18 protein-coding genes are annotated in these 21,652 nt (G+C 65.6%); 7 read left to right on the forward strand and 11 right to left on the reverse strand.

Features of this window, described 5'->3' with window-relative positions:
• The first annotated feature begins 63 nt into the window (after nt 1-63).
• Genes CAURIS_RS07780 through CAURIS_RS07795 form a run of 4 tightly spaced genes read left to right on the forward strand, consistent with a single transcriptional unit; the run spans nt 64 to nt 6,863 of the window.
• Nucleotides 64-1,722, forward strand: coding sequence for a (2,3-dihydroxybenzoyl)adenylate synthase (locus tag CAURIS_RS07780; RefSeq protein WP_290341481.1), 1,659 nt, complete (start codon nt 64-66; stop codon nt 1,720-1,722).
• 15 nt (nt 1,723-1,737) lie between these two features.
• The gene (locus CAURIS_RS07785; RefSeq protein ID WP_290341482.1) at nt 1,738-1,962 is read left to right on the forward strand and encodes a phosphopantetheine-binding protein; all 225 of its coding nucleotides are present in this window, start codon (nt 1,738-1,740) and stop codon (nt 1,960-1,962) included.
• Nucleotides 1,955-3,121 (forward strand): alpha/beta hydrolase-fold protein, encoded by a 1,167-nt coding sequence (locus tag CAURIS_RS07790; protein WP_290341483.1) that lies wholly within the window; start codon nt 1,955-1,957, stop codon nt 3,119-3,121. Before CAURIS_RS07785 ends, CAURIS_RS07790 begins: the two co-directional genes overlap by 8 nt.
• Nucleotides 3,096-6,863 carry a non-ribosomal peptide synthetase gene (locus CAURIS_RS07795; protein ID WP_290341484.1) on the forward strand — a complete coding sequence of 1,256 codons (3,768 nt, stop codon included), beginning with the start codon at nt 3,096-3,098 and terminating at the stop codon, nt 6,861-6,863. Before CAURIS_RS07790 ends, CAURIS_RS07795 begins: the two co-directional genes overlap by 26 nt.
• On the opposite strand, the gene CAURIS_RS07800 is transcribed toward CAURIS_RS07795, so the two are convergent.
• From CAURIS_RS07800 to CAURIS_RS07830, 7 genes are read right to left on the reverse strand one after another with little or no spacing between them, the layout of a single operon-like run.
• Nucleotides 6,860-7,501: an isochorismatase family protein gene (locus CAURIS_RS07800; protein ID WP_290341486.1), complete on the reverse strand. Its 642-nt coding sequence runs from the start codon at nt 7,499-7,501 to the stop codon at nt 6,860-6,862. The genes CAURIS_RS07795 and CAURIS_RS07800 overlap by 4 nt on opposite strands.
• Nucleotides 7,502-7,529: 28 nt before the next feature.
• Nucleotides 7,530-8,606 carry an isochorismate synthase gene (locus tag CAURIS_RS07805; RefSeq protein WP_290341487.1) on the reverse strand — a complete coding sequence of 359 codons (1,077 nt, stop codon included), beginning with the start codon at nt 8,604-8,606 and terminating at the stop codon, nt 7,530-7,532.
• Nucleotides 8,599-9,339 (reverse strand): SDR family oxidoreductase, encoded by a 741-nt coding sequence (locus CAURIS_RS07810; protein ID WP_290341488.1) that lies wholly within the window; start codon nt 9,337-9,339, stop codon nt 8,599-8,601. Before CAURIS_RS07810 ends, CAURIS_RS07805 begins: the two co-directional genes overlap by 8 nt.
• 49 nt (nt 9,340-9,388) lie before the next feature.
• The gene (locus CAURIS_RS07815) at nt 9,389-10,204 is read right to left on the reverse strand and encodes an ABC transporter ATP-binding protein (RefSeq protein WP_290341489.1); all 816 of its coding nucleotides are present in this window, start codon (nt 10,202-10,204) and stop codon (nt 9,389-9,391) included.
• Nucleotides 10,186-11,232, reverse strand: coding sequence for a FecCD family ABC transporter permease (locus CAURIS_RS07820; protein ID WP_290341491.1), 1,047 nt, complete (start codon nt 11,230-11,232; stop codon nt 10,186-10,188). Before CAURIS_RS07820 ends, CAURIS_RS07815 begins: the two co-directional genes overlap by 19 nt.
• Nucleotides 11,229-12,167: a FecCD family ABC transporter permease gene (locus CAURIS_RS07825; RefSeq protein ID WP_290341492.1), complete on the reverse strand. Its 939-nt coding sequence runs from the start codon at nt 12,165-12,167 to the stop codon at nt 11,229-11,231. Before CAURIS_RS07825 ends, CAURIS_RS07820 begins: the two co-directional genes overlap by 4 nt.
• Nucleotides 12,168-12,227: 60 nt before the next feature.
• Nucleotides 12,228-12,506 carry a hypothetical protein gene (locus CAURIS_RS07830; protein WP_290341494.1) on the reverse strand — a complete coding sequence of 93 codons (279 nt, stop codon included), beginning with the start codon at nt 12,504-12,506 and terminating at the stop codon, nt 12,228-12,230.
• Nucleotides 12,507-12,516: 10 nt separating this feature from the next.
• Here CAURIS_RS07830 and CAURIS_RS07835 point away from each other — a divergent pair, with 10 nt between their 5' ends.
• Complete coding sequence (locus CAURIS_RS07835) at nt 12,517-12,945, forward strand: hypothetical protein (RefSeq protein WP_290341495.1); 429 nt, start codon at nt 12,517-12,519, stop codon at nt 12,943-12,945.
• A 366-nt stretch (nt 12,946-13,311) separates the two neighbouring features.
• Here the strand turns inward: CAURIS_RS07835 and CAURIS_RS07840 are convergent, their stop codons facing one another.
• The 3 genes from CAURIS_RS07840 to CAURIS_RS07850 form a co-directional block, all read right to left on the reverse strand.
• Nucleotides 13,312-14,808 (reverse strand): hypothetical protein, encoded by a 1,497-nt coding sequence (locus CAURIS_RS07840; protein ID WP_290341496.1) that lies wholly within the window; start codon nt 14,806-14,808, stop codon nt 13,312-13,314.
• A 144-nt stretch (nt 14,809-14,952) separates the two neighbouring features.
• The gene (locus CAURIS_RS07845; RefSeq protein ID WP_290341497.1) at nt 14,953-15,966 is read right to left on the reverse strand and encodes an ABC transporter substrate-binding protein; all 1,014 of its coding nucleotides are present in this window, start codon (nt 15,964-15,966) and stop codon (nt 14,953-14,955) included.
• 185 nt (nt 15,967-16,151) lie between these two features.
• On the reverse strand, nt 16,152-18,602 hold the full coding sequence (locus tag CAURIS_RS07850) for a hypothetical protein (protein WP_290341498.1): 2,451 nt from the start codon (nt 18,600-18,602) through the stop codon (nt 16,152-16,154).
• 232 nt (nt 18,603-18,834) lie between these two features.
• Here CAURIS_RS07850 and CAURIS_RS07855 point away from each other — a divergent pair, with 232 nt between their 5' ends.
• Nucleotides 18,835-19,617 carry a DUF4191 domain-containing protein gene (locus tag CAURIS_RS07855; RefSeq protein WP_290341499.1) on the forward strand — a complete coding sequence of 261 codons (783 nt, stop codon included), beginning with the start codon at nt 18,835-18,837 and terminating at the stop codon, nt 19,615-19,617.
• 6 nt (nt 19,618-19,623) lie between these two features.
• Here CAURIS_RS07855 and CAURIS_RS07860 read toward each other — a convergent pair whose 3' ends face one another.
• Entirely contained in the window at nt 19,624-20,091 is a 468-nt protein-coding gene (locus CAURIS_RS07860) for an RDD family protein (RefSeq protein ID WP_290341500.1), read from the reverse strand.
• A 113-nt stretch (nt 20,092-20,204) separates the two neighbouring features.
• Between CAURIS_RS07860 and glnA the strand changes: the two genes are divergently transcribed.
• Nucleotides 20,205-21,641, forward strand: coding sequence for a type I glutamate--ammonia ligase (gene glnA / locus CAURIS_RS07865; protein ID WP_290341501.1), 1,437 nt, complete (start codon nt 20,205-20,207; stop codon nt 21,639-21,641).
• Nucleotides 21,642-21,652: the final 11 nt, after the last annotated feature.

Genomic DNA, 21,652 nt, shown 5'->3' on the forward strand with positions numbered 1-21,652 from the left:
TCCCCCACTCCACGTTGGGGGACCCTAAGTAAGCGTACCCTTTGTTAGTGTACGCTTACTCGCGTGTTTGAGCCCTCCTTTACTACTCCAGACGTCTTCGATCCGGGCCACCGCTCCTACCCCGCTGACGCCGAGCAGCGATACCGCGGCGCGGGGTACTGGACACGCGACGCGTTCGCCGACTTCCTGCCGCGCGCCGCGCGCTCGTTCGCATCCCTTCCCGCCGTGACCGGTTTTACCGCCGCGGGCAGCTACGAGTCGTGGACGTACCGCGAGCTCCACGAGCGGGCGTCCCGCGCGGCCGCGCGCCTATTCGCCGCAGGCGTGCGCGAAGGCGACCGGGTGATTATCCAGCTGCCCAACATCCTCGATTACCTCGTCGCAGTCTTTGCCATCTTCGAACTCGGCGCTCTGCCGGTGTTCGCGCTTCCCGCCCACCGCCACGCGGAGCTCGCGCATTTCGCGCAGTCCGCTGATGCGTCGGCCTTCATCACAACGGGTCCGTGGATGGGATTCGACCACCGCGGTCTTGCCCGCGAGCTGCGCGTCGCTCACCCTGACCTCAAGGTCTTCATCGCAGGTGAGGACCCCGCGGAGTTCACCCCATTCAGCTGGGACGATGCGCCAGACATTGCAGTCCCGCACCCCACCCGCCCGGAGACGTCGGTCGCGTTCCTGCAGGTGTCCGGGGGCACCACGGGCGTACCCAAACTCATCCCCCGCACCCACGCGGACTACCTCTACTCCGTGCGGGCCAGCGCGGAGATCTGCAACCTAGACACGACAACCCGAATGCTCGTGGTCCTCCCCGTGTCCCACAACTTCACCATGAGCTCCCCCGGCGTCCTCGGCGTGTTGATGGCCGGCGGCAGCGTCGTCCTTTCGCGCACGCCGGACCCCTCGACGGCGCTGGGGCTCGTCGCCAAGGAAAAAGCGACGATGACCTCCGTCGTGCCGCCGCTGCTCATGACGTGGCTGGCGCACGCAGATGCGATCGGTGCCGACCTGTCGAGTCTGAAAGTCATCCAAGCGGGCGGCTCGAAGCTGCCGGAGGCCGCTGCGCGGCGTGTGCCCGAGGTCTTCGGGTGCCGCCTACAGCAAGTGTTCGGGATGGCCGAGGGCCTGGTCAATTACACGCGCGACGACGACCCTGCCGACATCGTGGCCACCACGCAGGGCCGCCCCATCAGCCCGGCCGATGAGATCGCAATTCTTGACGACGCCAACCGCCCCGTCCCCGCCGGCGCCCCCGGGCACCTGTTCACGCGCGGGCCATACACCATCCGCGGGTACCTCAACAACGTGGACGCCTCCAGCTTTACCGAGGACGGCTTCTACAAAACCGGTGACATCGTGCGCCAACTGCCGTCGGGACACCTCGTCGTCGAGGGACGCGCCAAGGATCAGATCAATCGCGCTGGTGAGAAGGTCTCGGCCGAGGAGGTCGAAAACCACCTCGTGACGCACCCGGACATCATGGATGCCGCCGTCGTCGCTGTCGCCGACGAGCGCCTCGGCGAGCGGACCTGCGCCTACATCATCTCCGCACGCGAGCTGACCCACGCGGACGTGCGTATCCACCTGAAGAAGCGCGGGGTGGCCGCCTACAAGATCCCCGACGAAACCATCGTCACCGACGCTTTCCCCGTCACCGGCGTGGGCAAGATCAGCCGCCGCGAACTGCGCTCGGCACTGACCAAGCACTCTGCACTCCACAGCTAGAAAGGACCATTCCCCATGGCGTTAACCCGTTCCGCCATCCTGACCGACATCGCGCGCGCCCTCGGCGTCGACGACAACGCCGTTGACCCTGCTGCCCCACTGGAGGACCAGGGCCTCGACTCCCTCGGGATCGTCAACCTGGCCGAGAAGTGGCGCAGCGCTGGCGAGGACGTGGACTACTTCGACCTCGTCACCTTGCCCACCGCCGACCAGTGGATCGAGCGCCTCGCCAGTGATTAATCCCGAGCGCCTCACGAGCGCGAGCCCCGAAGAGATCACCCAGCTTTACGACGAACTTGCCCCCGGGGACCTGCCCGCCTGGAACACGGCGACCAACGACGTCACCTTTATCTACCGAGTCCCCGGCGCGCCCGCCGGTGTGGGCGTTCACCTGCGCATTAACCGGCTGACGGACAAGGCAAACTTCCCCCGCGGGGTCATGCACCGCGTCCCCGGCACCGACGTGTGGGTGCTAACGCTCAACATTTCGCCCACGCTGCGCGCAAGCTACGGCTTTTCGACATTCACCGGCCCCGCTCCCACCCACACTCCGCCCCCGGGCTTCGGCGCCCCGCCGACGAAGGCTGACCCCTTCAACCCCAGCGGTACGGCGCACACCTCGATCCTGGCCGGCCCGTATGCCCCGGCCCAGCCCGAATGGGAGGCTGCGGACGCCGAGCTTTCCGGAAGCGTCAGCAAACGCGCCTGGGACAACCTCGGTGGCAAACCGGTGCACCTGTACGTCCCTCCCCGCCCGGCGCGGTCGTTGCTGCTGCTCACGGACGCGGAGCGGTGGCTCGGCGACGTCTTTGTCCCCCGCGCCCTCGAGCGCGCGGGCGGCCCCCTCGGGGAGGTGGCTGTGGTGGGCGTGGGCAACGTCGATAAGAATGATCGCCTCGCCTCGCTGGGGGAAAACCCGGCGTTCATTAGCGAGCTCGTTGAGGGCGTCGTGCCATGGGCCCGGCGCGAAACGGGTGCCACTGGGCCCACGATTTTCGCCGGTCAAAGCATGGGCGGGGTCACGGCGATCGCGGCCGCGCTGCGCCACCCCGGCGCGTTCGATGGCGTCATCGCGCAATCGCCCTCCATGTGGTGGCAGCCCGGGCAGCGCCCCTCGCCCGCTCTGCTCGGCTCCACGACGCGCGACTACCTGCCCCGACTCGCCGATTCCCTTCCGTCCGATCCGCGCACCCGCATCGCGTTGAGCGTCGGAGCGCAGGAGAACGCAACCGTCGCGCACGTCGCGGGGCTGGAGCTCTACCTGCGCGCCCGCGGGTGGAGGACGCGGCTCACCATCGAAGACGGCGGCCACGACTACGCGTGGTGGCGCGGAGATCTTCTTGCCCAGCTGACAACCATGATTGGACCACACGGTGACCACAGCAACACCAGCAACTGAGGCCCAGTCGGCCTTCTACTTCGCGCAGGTCCTCGAACCGGGCTCGGCCACGCTGCAGTGCGCGGAACTGCTCGCCTTTGACGGCGAAATCGACCCGGACAAGCTGCGGCGGATCATCGCCGACGCCACCGAGCGGCTCGTCCCGTGCACGCATGAGTTCGTGCCGGCGGGCGGGGGGATCGTCGCGAAGAAAACTGCCGAGCGCCCCGACATCACCGTCGAACGGCTCACCGCGGCGCCCGCAGGTGGAGTGGAGCAGTGGGCGCGCGAGCGCATCAACGTGCCCGCGCTTGTCGACGCCACCCGGCTGACGCCCCGTGAAACCTCCGGCCACATCATTGCGTACGTGCCGGACCAGGGGTGGGTGTGGCTGGCCCGGTTCCACCACATTGTTGGCGACGGCTTTGCGCTGCACCTCTTCGTGCGCTGGGTGGCGGAGTCCTACCGGCTGGGCGGCCTCACGGACGGGCCGTTCACCTCGCAAGAGGACGCCCTCGCGTCCGGTTCCAGTGCGGTGCAGAAGGACGACCAGGAGTTCTGGTCGCAGGTGGAGATCGACACCGACGTCGCGCGCCTCAACCCCGGGCGCGTCACCGGCCCCAACGCGCGCGTGCTGCGCACCGTGGCCAGTATTGGGAGCGACGAGCGCCGCGCTCTGCGGGGCATCGCGCGCGCGGTCGGCGTGGGCGAAGCGGACGTGCTGGGCGCCATTGCTGCCCACTACGTCTCGACCGCCACCGGCAGCGCACGCGTGGTGTTGGCCGTGCCGCAGATGAACCGCCGCATGGGCAGCCCGCTCACCCCGCTCGACCCGGTGGTAACCGCACCTCCCGTCCCGATGGAGATTCGCCGCGGCGAGACGGTCGGTGAGGCCGCCCGCGCGTTCGCGGAGGTCAGCGCCGAGCGCCGCCAGCACGGCCGCTACCCGACGGAACGAATCCGCCGCGACCACGGTGTATCGCCCGGCGTGGCCCTGACCGGGCCAAGCCTCAACGTGCGGCCTTTTACCGCGCGTTTCGATTTCGGTACCGCGACCGCAACGCTTACGACGATATCCGTCGGGCCAATCGAAGACGTGGAAATCATTGTCCAAACAGGTGCACAGGGTGGCCTCGACGTGATCATGATGTCGCACGACGACCCGGCGCGGGCGGGACTGCTCGCTACCCACGCGCAGCGCCTGGCACGCGGGCTCACTGGCCTCGCCCGCTCGCGGTCGGGGGCAGAGTTGCCGTGCGCTGCACTCCAATTCTTCGCTACCGCGGAGCTTGCGCCGGTCATCGACATGAACAGGACCGATCACCCGTTGCACGCGCAACCGAACACGCTGACGGGTCTGCTGCGGCAGCGTCGGGGCGTCGAAAAGAACTCTGTCTCCCCTGGCCTGATGTGGCGCGGGGGCGCGCTGACGAGGGGCGAGATGTGGGATAACGTCGACGCGGCTGCCGCGACGCTTGCCGACGCCGGAGTGCGCGCCGGTTCCGTTGTCGCCGTGCGCATCGACCGCAGCCCAGACCTCCTTCTCGCCGTCGCAGCAATCGCCTCACTCGGTGCGACGTGGTGCCCGATCGCGCCCGACCTCCCCACTGCCCGGGCCGCAGAGATGCTGCGGACAAGCGGGGCGTCGTTCGCGGTCGAGTCAAGCGGCGATTTCCAGCTGCGAGTCTCGCGCGAGGGCGACGGCTCCGGTGAGGCTCGCGAGCCGCAGCCGCACAGCGCAGCCTATGTGCTGTTCACCTCTGGTTCCACGGGTGCGCCGAAGGCTGTTGTCGTGCCCCACCGCGCGCTCCTCAACCGCCTGGAATGGATGGCAAAGAACTACCATCTGGGCGCGGGCACGGTCGTTGCGCACAAGACACCCTCTACGTTCGACGTCTCTGTCTGGGAGATGCTGCTGCCCTTCACACACGGCGTGACCGGTGCGGTGTGCGGGCCGACCTCACACCTCGACCCGCAGGAACTCTTCACCGAGCTCAGCGAACTCGGTGTCGAAGTCTGCCACTTTGTCCCCTCCGCCCTGGCCAGTTTCTTGGCGTACCACCGTCTGAACCTTCCCAGCTCCGCTTTGCGTGTGCACACGGTCTTTACCTCCGGGGAAGCACTGGGCGGAGACACCGCTCACGCAGCGCAGGAACTTCTTCGCGCCCGCGTGGTCAACCTGTACGGGCCCGCGGAGGCAGCGATCGACGTCACCGAGTACGTGGTCACCGGCCACGAGGACTCGATCCCGATCGGCCGGCCCGTGTGGAACACGACCGCGTGGGTTCTCGACCCCGCGGGACGCGTCGTGCCCCCTGGTATTACGGGCGAGCTGCACCTGGGTGGCGTCCAGCTAGCCACCGGTTACGCGGGCCGCGACGACCTCACCCAGGAGCGCTTCCGCATCCACCCCGTCTGCGGGCGCCTCTATTCGACGGGCGACCTCGCCCGCGTCGGTGACGACGGGCAGATCTACTACGACGGGCGCACGGACTTCCAGATCAAGCTGCACGGGCAGCGCATTGAGCCCGGAGACATCGAGGTAGCCGCCCGCCGCATCGCGGGCGTTGACGACGCCATCGCGGTGGCGCGCCGCGTCGCCGGTGACATGCAGCTGGTTCTCTACGCAGCCACGGGCTCATCCGGGGTCACTGCCGAGACGATCACCCGTGAGCTACGCAGCGCCCTTCCGGCCTACATGGTGCCCGCCTTTGTCCTGCTTATGGACCAGCTACCGGTGTCGCGCAACGGAAAAATCGACCGCGCCGCGCTGCCGGAACCCACTGCTCCCGCTGGTGCCGCGCTTCCGGCCACGGCGGCCGAGCGCGCTATCGCCGAGGCTGTAGCAGCGGTGCTCGGGGTTGACCCGGCACTGGATCTGGACCGCAGCTTCTTCGAACTGGGCGGGACGTCGCTGACCGCAGTGCAGCTTACAGCGCGGTTGTCGGACACAGGCCGCACCGTCTCCGTCGCCGACGTCTTTGCGGCGGGAACGCTGCGGGCGCTGGCCGGGGCCGAGGAGGACTCTCCCGCCAGCGCGTACGACCGGTTGCTGGAGCTCAAACCGCACCGGGACGACTCGGTTCCGCCCGTGGTCGCCCTCTACCCCGCCGGCGGGTTGGGCTGGTGCTACGCGGGCCTCGCGCAGTTCCTCGCGCCCGGTCGCGGGTTGTTTGCGGTGCAGGCGCCGGCGCTGACCGGGGGCGTTGCGGGGGCGTCGATAAGCGATGTTGCTCGCGACGCCCTCTCCCTGCTGCCCTGGGACGAGTTCGACGCCGTGGGCTGGTCCGTAGGCGGCGTAATTGCGCAGGACATGGCCGCCGCGGCGCCGGAGCGCGTGCGCCGACTCGTGCTGATGGATTCGTACCCCGCCCCGCTGTGGGCCTCGCGGCCTGCCCCGACCCATGCGGAGCTAGTGCGCGGGCTCGCGGCAATGGCCGGGGTCGACACGGATGGCGAGGACGCCGAGGATGTGTATCGGGCGATCGCCGAGTCCCGCTCGCCGCTCTCGCGGCTAGACGAGGCGACCCGCAGCACCGTTTTCACTGAGATGGAGCGCAACGCCGCGCTCATGCGTTCCCACGAGACGAGCCAGACGTCGGTGCCTGCCGTGCACCTGCGTGCCACGCGCAACCCGGAGCACATGCCGGCCCAGTCGTGGGAGCCGTTTGTGGGCGGGCTGGAGCTGGTGGAGGTGGAGACCACCCACCCGGGAATGGTCGCCTCCGAGACGTTCCAGTTGGTGGCGGAGCTTTTGGACTAGGCGGAGCGCAGGGAGCGCAACGCGTCGTCCGTGCTGATGACGCGCCCTGCCCGCTGGGCCACCCAGCGTGACGCTGCCTGGTGGTCGGCAGCGGTGAAGTCAGCCACCGCGTCGTGGACCAAGAAGGGCTGGATGTCCTCCATAAACGCGACGACGGCCGTGGTTTTGATGCCGATGTCGGCGTACACGCCCGTGATCAGCAGCTGGTCGCGGCTCAGGGCGCGGAGGCGTTCGCGCAGATTAGTCTTTGCAAAGGCCGAGTAGCGCCACTTGGTCAGCACCGTGTCGCCAGCAGCGGGGGTGAGCTCGTCGATAATGCGTGCAGCCTCGGGTTTTCCCGTCATGCCGGGGCCCCAAAAGTCGCTCACAAGGGCGCGCTTCTCCGCAGGCTGGTCCGAGGGCTGGGCGGTGTAGAAAACCGGAACGTCGCGGGAGCGGGCCTCGTCGAGAAGCAACGCGATCGCGGGGATAACCGCACCCATGGGTTCCTCGTTGGCCGAGTAGGGGGCGATGAAGTGCCGCTGCATGTCGTGGACAAGCAGCGCGCATCGCTGCGGGTCAAGCGGCCAATCGACGTGCGACGCCGGAATGTCGCGGTCAAGGGGGTAAGCGATTGCCGTGGGCAGAGAAGTAGCCATGATTCCTTTCCGGTTTTTAGAAAGCGTTTTAGACAGCAGCGCGCTGCACGGCGCGGATGATGGTGGATAGTTTGTTGTGCGTCTCCACGTACTCGGCGCTGGGGTCGGAGCCGGCGATGATCCCGGCCCCAGCCCAGGCGGTGACGTGGCGCGCCTCGTAGAGCGCGCAGCGCAGCGTGACGGCCCACTCGCCGTCGCCGGCCGCGTCGCAGTAACCGACGCTGCCCGCGTACAGTCCACGCGGTGTCGGCTCAATGTCCGCGATGGCGTCCACGGCCTTTTGCGTAGGTGTCCCCGCCACCGCGGGGGTGGGATGCAGCAGGCGGGCGATGGTGAGCACGTCCATACATTTATCCCGCAGCGTCGCACTGATGTGCGTGCCGAGGTGCCACATCGAATCCGTGGCGGTCAGTGTGGGCTCCGGCACCTTCACGTCGACGCAGTACGGCGCCAGCGTGTCGGCGATCATCTCGGTGACATAGCGATGCTCGCGCAGGTCCTTCGCGGAAGCGAGAAGTCCCTCCCCCAGCTCGCGGTCTGTCGCCGGGTCTGGGCTGCGCCCGATGGATCCCGCCAGCGGATGGCTGGTGAGGTGCACACCGCGTTTGCGCATAAGCTGTTCGGGGCTGGCCCCGACGATCGCGCTTTCGGGCCCCGTCGGTACCGAGAACACGTGGGCGGCGGGGTTCGTTCCCCGCAGCTCGTCGATGAGCTGGTCCCAGTCGAGGTCACGCTCGACGGTGGTGCTCACGGCTCGCGCGAGCACCACTTTCCGCAAAGCGACGTCCGCCCCGATGCGGCGGATCGCGTCGGCAACCGCCCCCTCAAAACCATCGCGGTCGAAGGTCTCCGGCTCGATGTTTGCCCCGCTCGTCTCCCGGCGGCGGGTGCGGGCCGCGTCGCAATCCCCCGCCGCCTGGCCGGTTTTCTCTGCGACGCAGACCCCCTCGCGGCACACATACAACTGGTCAGGCGAGCCCTTCTCAAAAGCCAACGCGCCGACGACGGTGCGCCCCGGCACCCACGTTGTTGCCGGGCGCAGCGACGAGGCGGGGGCGCTGACCTGCACGGCCGGCGAGTCGTAGTAGAAATCGCTATTACGCATGCAGCGTCGCCCCACCATCCACGTAAATCTCCTGCATGGTCACGTGCGCCGACGCCGGGGTGGCCAGGTACAGCGCGGTGCGGGCCACGTCGGCAGGGTCGGCGATCCTGCCGAGGGGAATGCCCAGGCGAGCAGTCTCGAGGTTTCCTTTCACGACGTCCCGCTCCCCCGCCTCCGGGTCATCCCCCCAAAAGTCCCGCTGCATCTGCGTCATCGTCGAGCCGGGGCAGAGCACGTTGACCCGAATGCCGTGCCGCGCCACCTCGAGGCCCAGGGTGCGGGCAATGTACGACGCCGCCGCCTTGGAGGCGCCGTACCCACCGAAGTTGACGCGCGGCACGCCCGCCGCGTTCGACGCCACGGTCACGATCGCGCCCGGCGTCGACTGCTCAACCATCAACGCCGCGGCCCGGCGCACCACATTAAACGCACCCGTGGTGTTAACCTCCATCACCCGGCCCAGGTCAGCGGCGGTCGTCTCAAGCAGCGGCTTGGTCAGCAGCACCCCCGCCGCGTGCACGCACGCTGTGAGACGCCCACGCTGCGCAATGGAGGACACAAGCTTGTCGATGTCCTCCTCCCGCGCCACGTCACAACCATGAGCCCCGGTCAGGTCACTGCGCACCACCTCGTCGAAGTGTCCCGAGGCCTCGAGGGCGTCGGCGATCGCCGCCCCGATGCCACCGGCAGCACCGGTGACGAGGGCGCATGTTGTCTCCAGCTGTTGAACCATGCTTGGTTGTCCTTTCTGTAAAAGTGAGGAAATGTGAATCGTGTTGGGCTCACCCACTGTCGCGGGGAAGAACAATGGGACGGCCAGTCTCCGGGTCTGCAAGGACGGAGCATTCCAAGCCGTAGACACTGCTAATGAGCTCTTCGGTGACCACCTGTTTCACCGGCCCCTGAGCCGCGATCGCGCCGTTGCGCATCACAATCAGATGTGTGGCGTAACGAAACGCCAAGGTCAGCTCGTGCAGCACGGCGACGACCGTGCGTCCCGCGCGCTGCATATCGCGAGCCAGGTTAAGTACCTCCACCTGATGCGTGATGTCGAGGTATGTCGTTGGCTCGTCGAGAAGCACAATGGGTGTGCTTTGGGCAAGCACAAGCGCGAGCCATACCCGTTGGCGCTGTCCACCGGATAACTCAGCGACAGGACGGCCCGCCAGACCGCCAACCCCGGCTTGGCGCATCGCGGTGCTGACGGCTTCCTCGTCCTCACGCGACCACTGTCGCAATAACCCCTGGTACGGGTAGCGCCCCCGGGCTACAAGGTCGGCAACGACGATGCCGTCGGGCACAGTGGGCGCCTGCGGCAGCAGGCCGAGCTGCCGCGCTACCTCTTTCGGTTTGTACTCCCCGACCGGCCGGTCGCCCAGGTAGACGGTTCCGGCACGGGCCGGCACCATCCGCGCGAGCGCTTTGAGCAGCGTCGACTTTCCGCAGGCGTTGGGCCCAACAATCGCGGTGAATTCGCCGTCGGGAATCGCGACGGAGAGGTCCTCAATAACAACGCGGTCGCGGTATGCCACCGTGAGGTTCTCGGCGCGCAGTGATGTGGACACAGTCGTAGTTAGCGTCATGAGCTTTTTCTCCATTCGTGGGCAAGAAGCCAGATCAGATAGACGCCACCAAGTACCCCGGTGACCACTCCCACCGGCAGTTGAACTGGGGCGAACGCGCGTTGCGCAATCACATCGGACGAGGCGACCAGCAGAGCGCCGACAAGCGCAGAGCCGCCAAACCCAACCCCCGGGGCGCGCGCGATAAGGCGGGCAAGCTGCGGTGCAGCTAACGCCACGAAAGAAATCGGGCCCGCCGCCGCGACAGCTACAGCAGAAAGCGCCACCCCAACCGCAATGAGCTCACGCCGCCGCTTTGGGACGTCCACGCCCAGGCCGCAGGCCACCTCGTCACCGGCGAGCATGACGGTCAGAGGACGCGCGAGAACAAGCGACAATGGCACGAGCACAGCCAGCGCGATGACGAGGACGACGACAGGGGGCCAGGTGACGGCGTTGAACGACCCGGCCAACCAGATCGCACTTTGCTGCGCTTTGTCGAGTGACGCACGCACAACAAGCAAGTGGTTAACGGCACGCAGCGCGAACGACACACCAACACCAATGAGGACGAAGGTGATGCCACCCAATCCAGTACTTGTCGTGCTGCTACGGGCCAAGGCAAAGACGAGCGCACCCGTGACGCACCCCCCAGCGATGGCGCCGAAGGAGATGAGGACGGGGGTGGCGTCGAAAAGCATGATGGCAATGACGGCGCCCGTTGCCGCACCCGTTGTAAACCCTGTGATGTCGGGGCTGCCCAGGGGGTTGCGGGTAACGTTTTGGAAGATAGCTCCCGAGATTCCCAGGGCTGCGCCCACGAGGAGTGCCGCGATGACGCGGGGGGCGCGCAGCTCCCGCACGAAGTAGCTGGCTAGCGCGTTATCTCCCGTGCCGACAATCGCGCGCAGCGTGTCTGCGACGCTTAATGGGTAATCGCCAATCATGAGGGCGACGATGGCCACAGCTGCGCAGGCGAGACCGATGATTACGTTGACAGCAAGTGCGCGACGGGGGACGCGGAGGCACGCGGCGCCCACGCACACGGTGATATAGGTCGTCACAATGCCTCCACCTGGCCCCGGCGGACGATGGCCACGAAAAGGGGCGCGCCGACCAGCGCGGTAACAATGCCAGTTTGAATCTCCTGCGGGTAGACCACAACGCGAGCGAGGATGTCAGCCGTGAGCAGGATTGCAGGCGCTGCCAGCGCAGAAAACGGAATCACCCAGCGCTGATCGGGACCGCACACCCACCTCGCGAGGTATGGCACGCCCAGGCCCACGAACATGATCGGACCGGCGGCAGCGGTGGCCGCGCCTGCCAGCAGGGTGACCGCCAGCATGACGGTGGAGCGGGTGCGCCGGATGTTGACGCCGAGGGCGGCACCGTGGTCGTCGCCAAGCGCAAGTGCATTGAGAGCGGGCCCGGATGCGACCGCAAGAATAAGGCCAACCGCAATAAAGCCTACGACCGCGCCGATGACGGGGTAGCCACGGTTTTCCAGGCTGCCGGCAGCCCAGAAGCGGAATTCGTTGAAGACGTTCTGGTTGGACAAGGAGACGAATTCGACGAACGAGGTCACCGCCATCGACACGGCCACCCCGGCGAGGGCAAGACGCGCGGGCGTTGAGGAGCGCCTGGCTAAACCGCCCAGCACGTAGACGGCCACGGATGCTGCGGCTGCCCCGAGGAACGCGAACCAGACGTAGAACCAAATCGACGCCACACCCGCGACCGCGACCGCCACCACGACAGCGAGGGAGGAGCCAGCGTTGACGCCGAGGATGCCCGGGTCTGCCAAGGGGTTGCGCGTCAGCGCCTGCATGAGCGCACCTGCAACTCCCAGGGCAGACCCGATCACAACAGCGAGGACGGTGCGCGGGATGCGGTGTCCTTGGATCACCGTGGCACCGGCGGAGCCATCGGGGCGGATGATGTAGCGCCACGTATCGGTAAAGCTCATCATGTTCGAGCCCACCATAAGAGACACGCACATCAAGGCAGCAAGAGTAACGACACAGGCGAGCAAGCCCGCCGCGCGAGAACGAGTATGCATCTACGACAAGTCGCGGTGATGCGCACCCACCGCTGCGAACTGGGTGGTTTCATCGCCGAAGTCGAACGGGTCACCGGCCTGAGCGCCTCGTGGGTCACGGAAAACGACACCTCGGCGCGCGTCCTGCTCGCGGCGGTTGATGTAGATGTACCCGCCGACCGCCGAGAGGCCCACGATGAGGATGGACGCAGCAAACGCGATGCCCAGCCAGGGCACCTGACCCGCGACCAGCCCCGAGGCTGCGTCGTACTCGTCGGGGTCGAAGAAGGGATCGGACAAGCTCGCCGCATTGTTCGACGTGGAGTTTCCCGCCGCGGCCAGCTTGTTGCTCCCGCTCGTCGAGGAGGAGCCACCGCTTGACGGCGCCCCACTAGCGCGCGACCCCGAAGCCGTCGAACCGGTTGAACCCGTCGACCCTGAGGCCGTCGAGCCTGATCCTGACGCGGAACCGGTGCTCGCTCCCCCGCTTGCGACGACAACGACTCCTTCCTCATCGCTGGTGGTTCCCGAGGCGCCGCTGCCGGAGGCCCCCGACGTCGTACCGCCCGTTGTCGTCCCGGTTGTAGATGTGGTGTCCGTCCCCGACGCCGTATTCGACGCCGCGTCCGCCGTGGTGCCAGACGCAGAGGTGACGACGAACTCGGGGCTCTTGTTGGAGTATCCAATTGTTCCATCCCCGCTGGGTGCCGTCGTCGATGCGAGGAAGCGGAACGTGTGACCGCCGGCGGACAACCCGCACGGTAGGTTGACGCTTCCCGATGCCTCCCCTGTCGAGTTCGCTTTGGCGCGGGCGACAACACCCGAGCCCTGCACGGAGTCGTCGTAACCTTGGCCGAGCCCGTCATCGATCTTGACACTGACAACTTCGCCCGCCGGAAAGCCACCGACGACGAAGCTGACGGTGCCGCAGTCCTCAACGGTGAAAGGGTTGACCTCGGAGTATGTGCCCGGGGTGTTGGTACTCGCGCCGCCCGAGGGGAGCCCAGCGGCCAGGGGTGCGCACAGCGATGCGAGCGCGACGGTAGCGCACGCAGACGCGACGCGGATAGAAAGTTTCATTCTCTTGAGTCCTTAGATAGTGGGGCTAGAGATTGCGGGTGCGCTTCCACGCATAGGTACCAAGGCCGCCTACCGCGACAAGTGCCAGCGACATCACGATGAGCGCCCAATCGCCGCCGCGCATCACGCTCGCGGACTGCGCTTCGTACGCCGTGGGCAGCACGTTTGCTTCTTCCGCCTCGCTGGCGGTACCGAAGTCCACGCCGCTCCATCCAATGAGCTGCTTCGAAGCACTCGTCATCGAGAACTTGTGCACGCCCTCCCCGAGCGCGGAGACGTCGACAGCAATTTGCTTCTCTGCGTTGAGCTGAACCCAACCGAGTTCCTTCGGATCCGGGCTGTACACGTGCACGAATGCCCAGCTGTTGGCGTCGGCCTTCGGCACGGTCAGCGTGAGCACGCCGCCACTCAGCGTCCCTTTGACACCACCCGTATTGGAGTTGGTCAGCTTGTCCGCCGAATCCACCGGTGCAGAAGGCGTGAAGTCAGGCTTCCCCGGAGCATTCGAGCTTGTCGACGCCCCCGCGGCCCCCGTCGACGATCCCGCCGAGGAAGCTGTCTTACCCGACCCCGCAGCGACGGGTTCTGCGGCCTTCGCCTGCGTCGCAGCCGCCGCTGGAGAGCGATACAGCGTCGTCGTGCGTTTGGCTCCAGTTGTGGATGTCGCCGACGCAGCGGTCATAGTCGCAGTGGTGCTCACGGCCGCCTTCGCTGACGTGACCGCCTTGTCGAGGGATTTGACCTGGCTCTCGAAGTCACCTAGGGCCGAGATGATGCCGGAAGCACCATCGGTGTCCGATGACTCGTCCGTCAGGGTGATCCGCCCCCAGCCCAGCAGCTTGCCGACGTTGCCCCGGCTGCCATCTTGCGCCGTAATCACAACGGGCCCGCTGGGAAGCGCGGACTTCTTCGGAATGGTGTACCTACCTTGAGCATCGGCTTGGTACCAGGTCGTTCCCCAGACAGGCCGTTCAGATCCGTCAGCGGTGTAGGCGTTGAAGTACGCCCAGTGTCCTTCTTCTGCCCCGGGGTTGGTGACGACGAGATCGCTTCCCGTGTCCTCGACTGTGAGACCGGGTTCGCCCGTGAGATCGTCTTGGACGTTGATCGGATCGGGGACGCCGTTCGGTGCGTAGTTACCGATGACGAAGGTGGTGTCTTGTCGGGTCTTGGGCGGCACTGAGCCGGTCGGATCGCCCGTTTGGAGGGTTCCAGTAAGGAATCGCAGCGTGTGAGCACCCATACCCAAAGCGGGTTGTGAACCCCGTGGTTCCGAAGTCGTACCGTCCGGCAAGACCATGTTGATGTCAAAGTCACCAGTCTTCGGATCCGGCCGGATGATCTCCCAGATCGTTCGGTTCGTGTGAAGGTTGTCGTTCAGGCGGGAGATTTTTCCCTCGTCGATTTTCACACCGATGACCCACGCGGAGTCCTTTCCCGCTGTACACCAGCCTTTGCCTGTGACGTGCAGGGTGCCGTCGGCGCTCGACGTTTCTGCAACTTGGTAGGTCGGCTTGTCCACTGAGGGCTGACAGCCGGTCGTCTCGGCTGCGAGGGCAGGCGCAGCGAAAAGGGGCGAGGTCGCAACCGTGAGAGCCGCGGCCGCTGCGGCAGAAACTTTCCGTGGGCGGGTCATGAGAAGGCGTCCTTTCAACCGGGCGAAAAGCTAGAGAAGGGTCGACTGAATGTCGTCGAGAATGCGGTTCATCAGCAATGGCCCGCCGGTGGACATCCACACGGTGCCGTCGACAGGAATGATGTGCTTTTCCCGGTAGGCCGTGAGGTTGGTAAAGCCGGCAATCTGCTCTGCGGAGGACACCGCGGCGCGAGATGCATCAACACCGGTCTGCCCGCCCGCATTTTTGTTGTTCACGCTGGACCCGCCAAGGGTGCCAAAGAACATGAAGTCGGCATCGATGTCGGCCATGTTTTCGCTGGAGACGGGAACCGAGTGCCCTGGTCCTTCGCGGTCCTGGCTTGCGGGGCGCTTCAGTCCGACATCCGTCAACGCCCTTCCCGCAGGCTGTTCTTTGAGGATGAGGGACGGCGATGATCCTTCCCAACGCACGATCGAAAACGTGGAACCACTGTATTTATCCAACTTTCCGGCCAACCCATCGGCTTTTTTCTCGTAGTCCGAGATGATCTTCTCGCCCTCGCTCTTCTTGTTCACCGCATCAGCGACCAAGGTGAAGTTGCGCTTCCAATCTCCACCGGCGTAGCCCGTGTAGACGACGGGGGCGATGTGCTCGAGGGCTTCAATAACGGGCGGGTTGTTGTTCACGGAGGTGCCGTCGATAAGAATGAGGTCCGGGTTCGCCGCACCGATCGCCTCGAAGTTAGGCTGCCCGACGCTGCCCATCACGTCGATAGAGCCCGCTTTGTCCTGCAGATATGCGGGGGCTCCGCTTTGACCGCGTCCCGCGACGATGCCTACCGGGGTCACCCCGAGAGCAAGCAAACCGTCGACGGTAGGCTCCGATAGCGCGACGACACGCTGAGGATCCTCGGGCACCGTGACAGACTTGTCGTTGACGTCTTTCACCTCGCGGGTCGCGCTCGACCCCCCAGAGGGTGACGAGGCGCTTGCTCCCTCCGTGCTGCTGCAGCCGGCCAGCCCGAGGGCGCCGGCGGTGATCAGTGTTGCGAATTTCAAAAAATGGCGCCGAGAAGTGCTCACGTGTACTGTCCTTTCCCGGCCCAGGCCGGCAAACGATGGAAGTGGATGGAAATGAGGGCTCGCCGGGTTCACCGGCGATGAACACGGACCTGCCCGCGGACGTCGTGGCTCCGCGCGCAGGGCAGTTTCACCACCCCCGCCAGACACCGGAGGTCGGTGACCGGCGGGCGGCCGTGCCCCTGTGGCTACAGGCCGAAGATCGACAGGATCGCCTTGACGATGCTGGAGATCGTCGAGTCCACACTGCTGAAGACGGTGCGGATCAGGGAGAAGAAACCGTCGGGCTTCGAGCCAGAGCTTTGCGACGGCGCAGTCGTCGTCGGTGCAGCCGGCGTGGTGGTCACCGGGGTGGTCGTTCCGGGTGTCGTCGTGCCCGGGGTGGTCGTTCCGGGTGTCGTCGTGCCAGGCGCGGTGGAGCCCGCACCCTTGGCGGCAATGCGGGAGATGGTGTTCTTGTCCGTGGCCGAGGAGTCCGACACGGTCCCCGACTTATTCACCGCGTAGACCACGCCCGGGGCGCCCGGATCAACGTGGTTGACGGAGTTACCGCCCGGTGCCTGTCCCACTAGCGCGTGGCTATCGGCGCTGATGACGGAGATGGTGTTCGTGTTGAAGTTGGACACAAACACCTGACGAGTCTTCGGATCGAACGCGGCATTGATCGAGCCCGCGCCCGTGGCCACGTCGCCGACGACCTTCTTCTCGTCGACGTTGTAGATCAGGGTGTTCCCCGTGCCCTGCGACGCAATGTAGAGGTTGCGTTCCTTCGGATCGAATGTCACACCCGAGGCGCGGCTGACCTTGTCGGCGGGCAGGTCGTAGACGGTGGTCTTGTTGCCGTCGCGAAGATCGATCTTCGCCGCCTTCGGCTGCGTCAGGGAGATGGTGAACAGCTCACAGGTCTCCTCGTTGAGGTGCAAAGACATGGTGTTGCCAAAGTCTGCAATCTCAATTGGGTTCTCATGGGTCAGGGTGGTGCCGTCAAAGACCTCGAGACGGTAGCTGTTGCCCGCCGCGATCGAGACATACGCCTTATGGGTCGCAGGGTCTACGACGATATCGCGCGCATGGTTGGCTGAGCCAGCGTCGAAGACCTTGACCAAGCTCAAATCGTCTGCTTCGTAGACGGACACCGTGTTCTGGCGGGTATTTGTCACCCAGACGTAACCCAGCTCGTCGTCAAGCCCGAGCCCGTAGGCTGCGACCTTTTCGCCCGTGGTGGACCCTTCAACGCCTGCCGCATCGGCCTCTTTCTTCACCTCAAGCGTGTCTGCATCCAACTTGATCAAAGAGGAATCGGTGATCGGAGGACGCCCGACAGCGCGGGACACGAAGATAGCGTTTTCCTTCGCGGAGTAAACGGTCTGATACAGGCCAGACTTGACATCCGTGGTGGTGATGTCGAAGTTCTCTGTGCCGGAAATTTCGTTGGACTGGCGGATCGAGTAGCCCGTCTCTTCCGTGAAGCTCGTTCCGTTGACGGAGTAGGTCACGGAGATCGCGGAGTTAAGTAGCTTCGTGTCGTTGGGAATCTTGACGCCCGCGAGGGTGGCTTTCCCATCCGCGGCGGAAGCCGTCCCGGACCACAGGCTCGTATCCCCTGCCTTCACCTCGGTGACCTTGGTGTCTGCCGAAAGGTTGGACACCGTCACGTCCTGGGTCGACCCGAGGAGCGCGTACGTGCCGCGCACGCCGTTAGCGAACGTGGCAGAGGCAAGCCCGGTGGCAGGGGCCGTCGCGGTGTGAGTGCCGTCGGTAAGCGCGATGGTCTTGGCCACACCCGCCGGGAACAGGCCATCGGTGACAGTGACGTCGGAGGTGAGCGCGCCCTTGTCGTCCGCCGTGGCATTCTTCAGCTCGACGGCCTTCCCGTCGATGGTGGCGGTCACCTTGGTGGACGGGGTGAAGCCCGATGCCGTGACCTTAACCGTCTGGGATGTGCCATTGCGGGTGACCGATGCCGCCGCCTGGGAGCCATCCTGCTGTGCCGGGGTCGTCGGAGTCGCTTCCTGCGGCTTCAGCGTCCCCTTGGCGACGACCTCGAACCAGGCGTACTTGCCGAGGGATTCCTTGCCGTCGTCGGTTCCAGCCAGGTTGCGCACCCAATACCAGCCCGGTGCAAGGTTTTCGGGCAGGCGGAGCGTGGCGTCGAACGTCCCGTCTTTGCCGGGCAAGTAGTCGACCTCGCCGCCCTTGTGCTCGAAGGTTACGACCCCGCCAACCACGTTTTGGCTGGTGGCCCCTGTTTGGTCGCCGAACGCAAGGTTGGGGTCTTGCGCATCATTCAGTTTGAAGCTCATCGCGGCGTAGGTTCCGTCGGACGTTCGGTCGAAGTAGCCCTTGCCGTGAACCGCGATCAAGCCGCCCGGTTCGCCCTTGGAGGCCGTCAGCGTGCCCTGGCCATTGCCAGCCACACCACCCCTAGGTTTGAGCTTCAGTTTATCCAGCACATCCGAGGGCGGGGTCTGCGCCTCGGGGGCAGCGACGTATTCGCCGGAGACGGTGGTCGTCGCTGCGATGGGAGCCGCAGTGACGGTCGTAGTGGTCGCCACCTGCACACCGGTGACGAGGATGCCGGCGGAAACAAACGCGGCAATCGCGCGGCGGCCCGCCAGCGCGTGAGAGGAACGAGTCATGGGAACCCTTCGAGGTAGAGGAAGTAAGGTCTGCCTTAGTTAGTTCAGCCTTGCATTGGTAATGTTAGCCTTCACTTTGAAGTAACTCCAGGGGCGATTACAAATCCGTCAAAAGTTGGGTAATGCCTGGAAAATACACCCCCATATGGGGTAGTTCGCGAGATCATGGCGCCTTAAAAGTGCGAAGTGTCTCGGTTGGTTCGGCTCCACCACGTCACTTAGAGTGGAAAACATGGCGAATTCCAAGGACAGCGCGGGTGGCTCCACGAAGAAAGAGCTGCGCGCCGCGAAACGCGCTCAGCGGAAAAATACGACCAACCAGGTGTGGCAGGCGTTTAACCTGCAGCGTAAACGCGACAAGAAGCTCATTCCCCTAATGCTTTTGAGCGTTGTGGGGATGGGCCTGGTGTTTTTCCTGCTCGGCCTCCTCTGGGGCGGCCAGTGGTTCATGCTCGTGCTCGGCCTGCTCGTCGGCGCCGTCGTCGCGATGTGGGTGTTCAGCCGCCGGCTTGAGAAGTCGATGTACGACGAGGTGGGCAACCAGCCCGGCGCCGCCGCGTGGACTTTGGAGAACATGCGCAGCACCGTCGGCATCGCGTGGGTGACCAAGGTCTCCGTCGCCGCAACACCCCAAATGGACGTGGTGCACCGCGTGGTGGGCAACCCCGGCGTCGTCCTCGTCGGCGAGGGAAACCGGGGGCGGCTGCGCAAGCTCATGGAGCGCGAATCCAAGCGCGTCGACCGGTTGCTCGCGGGCGTTCCCGTCTACGAGTTCTACGTCGGCGACGGCGAGGGCGACACCCAGGTTCGCGATCTGCAGAAGACCCTGCTCAAGCTGCCTAAGAACTACCGCAAGGACGAGGTGTACTCCATGTCCGCCAAGCTTGAGGCCATGGAGACGCGCTCCGGTGGCCACCCGGCCGGGCTGCCGGGCGGTCCGCTGCCGCAGGGGGCGCAGTCCATGGCTGGCATGAACCGGCGTATGCGCCGCATGCAGGAGCGCAAGGGCAAATAGAGCGCGTCAGGCGCGGATCACGGTCGTGCCCGTGGCGCGGTCGTGCATGCCGCGCCCGTTCGCGTCGACAAGCGCGGCAGGCAGCACGAACATCGTGAAGACGGTGCGCAGCACCGCTCGGAGGAAGCCGACGCGCTTGGTGGGGTCGTCGAGACGCGCGACACCCATGCCAAGCACCGCCATGCCTGGCGTGCGCGCCAGCAGCCAGCCGGAGAGGATGCCAAGCACGACCCACAGAAGAAGCGTCGCCGTCGCCGTGTCCCCGAGGGCGGAGGTATTGGCCGTGATGAGGCCGGCGGCAGCCCAGCAGATCACCCAGTCAATCGCCACCGCGCCGATCCGCCTAGCGACGGAGGCCTGGGCGCCTGGGCCTTCTTCCGGCAGGCCAAGTTTTTCGCCGGGGTACCGCCCGTAGAAGTCCTCCTCTGTGACCTGGATGGGCGCGTTCTGCCTCTTGTCCTCGCTTTGTGCCATGGTTTTACCCTACTATCCGGAAATATTCCCGCCCTATTTTTCCGGCCTTGTCAAGCGGCGTCTGTAGACTGGTCACATTCAATAGCGCAATACAGACACAAGGGAGTAACACTGTGGCCTTTGACGATATCGACCAGGTACAAAAGTTCATCCAGGATGAAGGGGTGGAGTTTATCGACGTCCGCTTTACCGACGTCCCCGGCACCGAACACCACTTCTCCATCCCGGCCTCGATGTTCGACGCTGACGTGATGGAAGAGGGCCTCGCCTTCGACGGCTCCTCGATCCTCGGCTTCACCACGATCGAGGAATCCGACATGACCCTCATGCCGGACCTGGCCACCGCCAAGCTGGACCTGTTCCGCGAGGCGAAGACGCTGAACATCAAGTTCTTCGTCAACGACCCCTTCACCCGCGAGCCCTTCTCGCGCGACCCCCGCAACACCGCCCGCAAGGCCGAGGAGTACCTCGCGTCCACCGGCATCGCCGACACCTGTTCCTTCGGCGCGGAGGCGGAGTTCTATCTTTTCGACGGCATCCGCTACCAGGTCGATGAGCACAAGGCCTTCTACGACATCGAGTCCGAGGAGGGCTGGTGGAACCGCGGCCGCGAAACCGAGCTCGACGGCTCCCCCAACCTCGGCTACAAGAACCGCGTCAAGGGCGGCTACTTCCCGGTCCCGCCGTATGACAAGACGGTGGACGTCCGCGACGCCATGGCGCTGAACCTGGCCAAGGCGGGTTTCGAGATCGAGCGCTTCCACCGCGAGGTGGGTAACGGCGGCCAGCAGGAGATCAACTACCGCTTCAACACCCTGCTCCACGCCGCGGACGACCTGCAGGACTTCAAGTACATCATCAAGAACACCGCCACCCAGTTCGGCAAGACCGCGACCTTCATGCCGAAGCCGTTGACCGGTGACAACGGCTCCGGCATGCACGCCCACCAGTCGCTGTGGAAGGACGGGGAGCCGCTCTTCTACGACGAGTCCGGCTACGGCGGCCTGTCCGACATCGCGCGTTACTACATCGGCGGCATCCTCGAGCACGCCGGCGCCGTGCTCGCGTTCACCAACCCCACGCTGAACTCCTACCACCGCCTCGTGCCGGGCTTCGAGGCCCCGATCAACCTCGTGTACTCCCAGCGCAACCGCTCCGCCGCAATCCGCATCCCCATCACCGGCACGAACCCGAAGGCCAAGCGCATCGAGTTCCGCGCCCCGGACCCCTCGGGCAACCCGTACTTCGGCTTCGCGGCGATGATGATGGCCGGCATCGACGGCATCAAGAACCGCATCGAGCCGCACGCCCCGGTGGACAAGGACCTCTACGAGCTGCCGCCGGAGGAGGCCAAGGACATCCCGCAGGCCCCGACCTCGCTCGAGGCGGCGCTCACCGCGCTGGAGAAAGACCACGAGTTCCTCACCGAGGGAGACGTGTTCACCGACGACCTCATCCAGACCTACATCCGCCTGAAGTACGACCGGGAGATCACCCCGGCGCGCCTGCGCCCGACCCCGCTCGAGTTCGAGATGTACTTCGACTGCTAGGCGCTTCGGCA

Origin of the sequence: Corynebacterium auris (genome assembly GCF_030408575.1) — a bacterium.
GTDB lineage: Bacteria > Actinomycetota > Actinomycetes > Mycobacteriales > Mycobacteriaceae > Corynebacterium > Corynebacterium auris.

Coding starts and splice junctions, on each gene's coding strand:
- CAURIS_RS07860 (WP_290341500.1), bottom strand. CDS start 20,091: ATGGCACAAAGCGAGGACAAGAGGCAGAACGCGCCCATCCAGGTCACA.
- CAURIS_RS07785 (WP_290341482.1), top strand. CDS start 1,738: ATGGCGTTAACCCGTTCCGCCATCCTGACCGACATCGCGCGCGCCCTC.
- CAURIS_RS07850 (WP_290341498.1), bottom strand. CDS start 18,602: ATGACTCGTTCCTCTCACGCGCTGGCGGGCCGCCGCGCGATTGCCGCG.
- CAURIS_RS07855 (WP_290341499.1), top strand. CDS start 18,835: ATGGCGAATTCCAAGGACAGCGCGGGTGGCTCCACGAAGAAAGAGCTG.
- CAURIS_RS07825 (WP_290341492.1), bottom strand. CDS start 12,167: ATGTGCGTGTCTCTTATGGTGGGCTCGAACATGATGAGCTTTACCGAT.
- CAURIS_RS07810 (WP_290341488.1), bottom strand. CDS start 9,339: ATGGTTCAACAGCTGGAGACAACATGCGCCCTCGTCACCGGTGCTGCC.
- CAURIS_RS07815 (WP_290341489.1), bottom strand. CDS start 10,204: ATGGAGAAAAAGCTCATGACGCTAACTACGACTGTGTCCACATCACTG.
- CAURIS_RS07805 (WP_290341487.1), bottom strand. CDS start 8,606: ATGCGTAATAGCGATTTCTACTACGACTCGCCGGCCGTGCAGGTCAGC.
- CAURIS_RS07800 (WP_290341486.1), bottom strand. CDS start 7,501: ATGGCTACTTCTCTGCCCACGGCAATCGCTTACCCCCTTGACCGCGAC.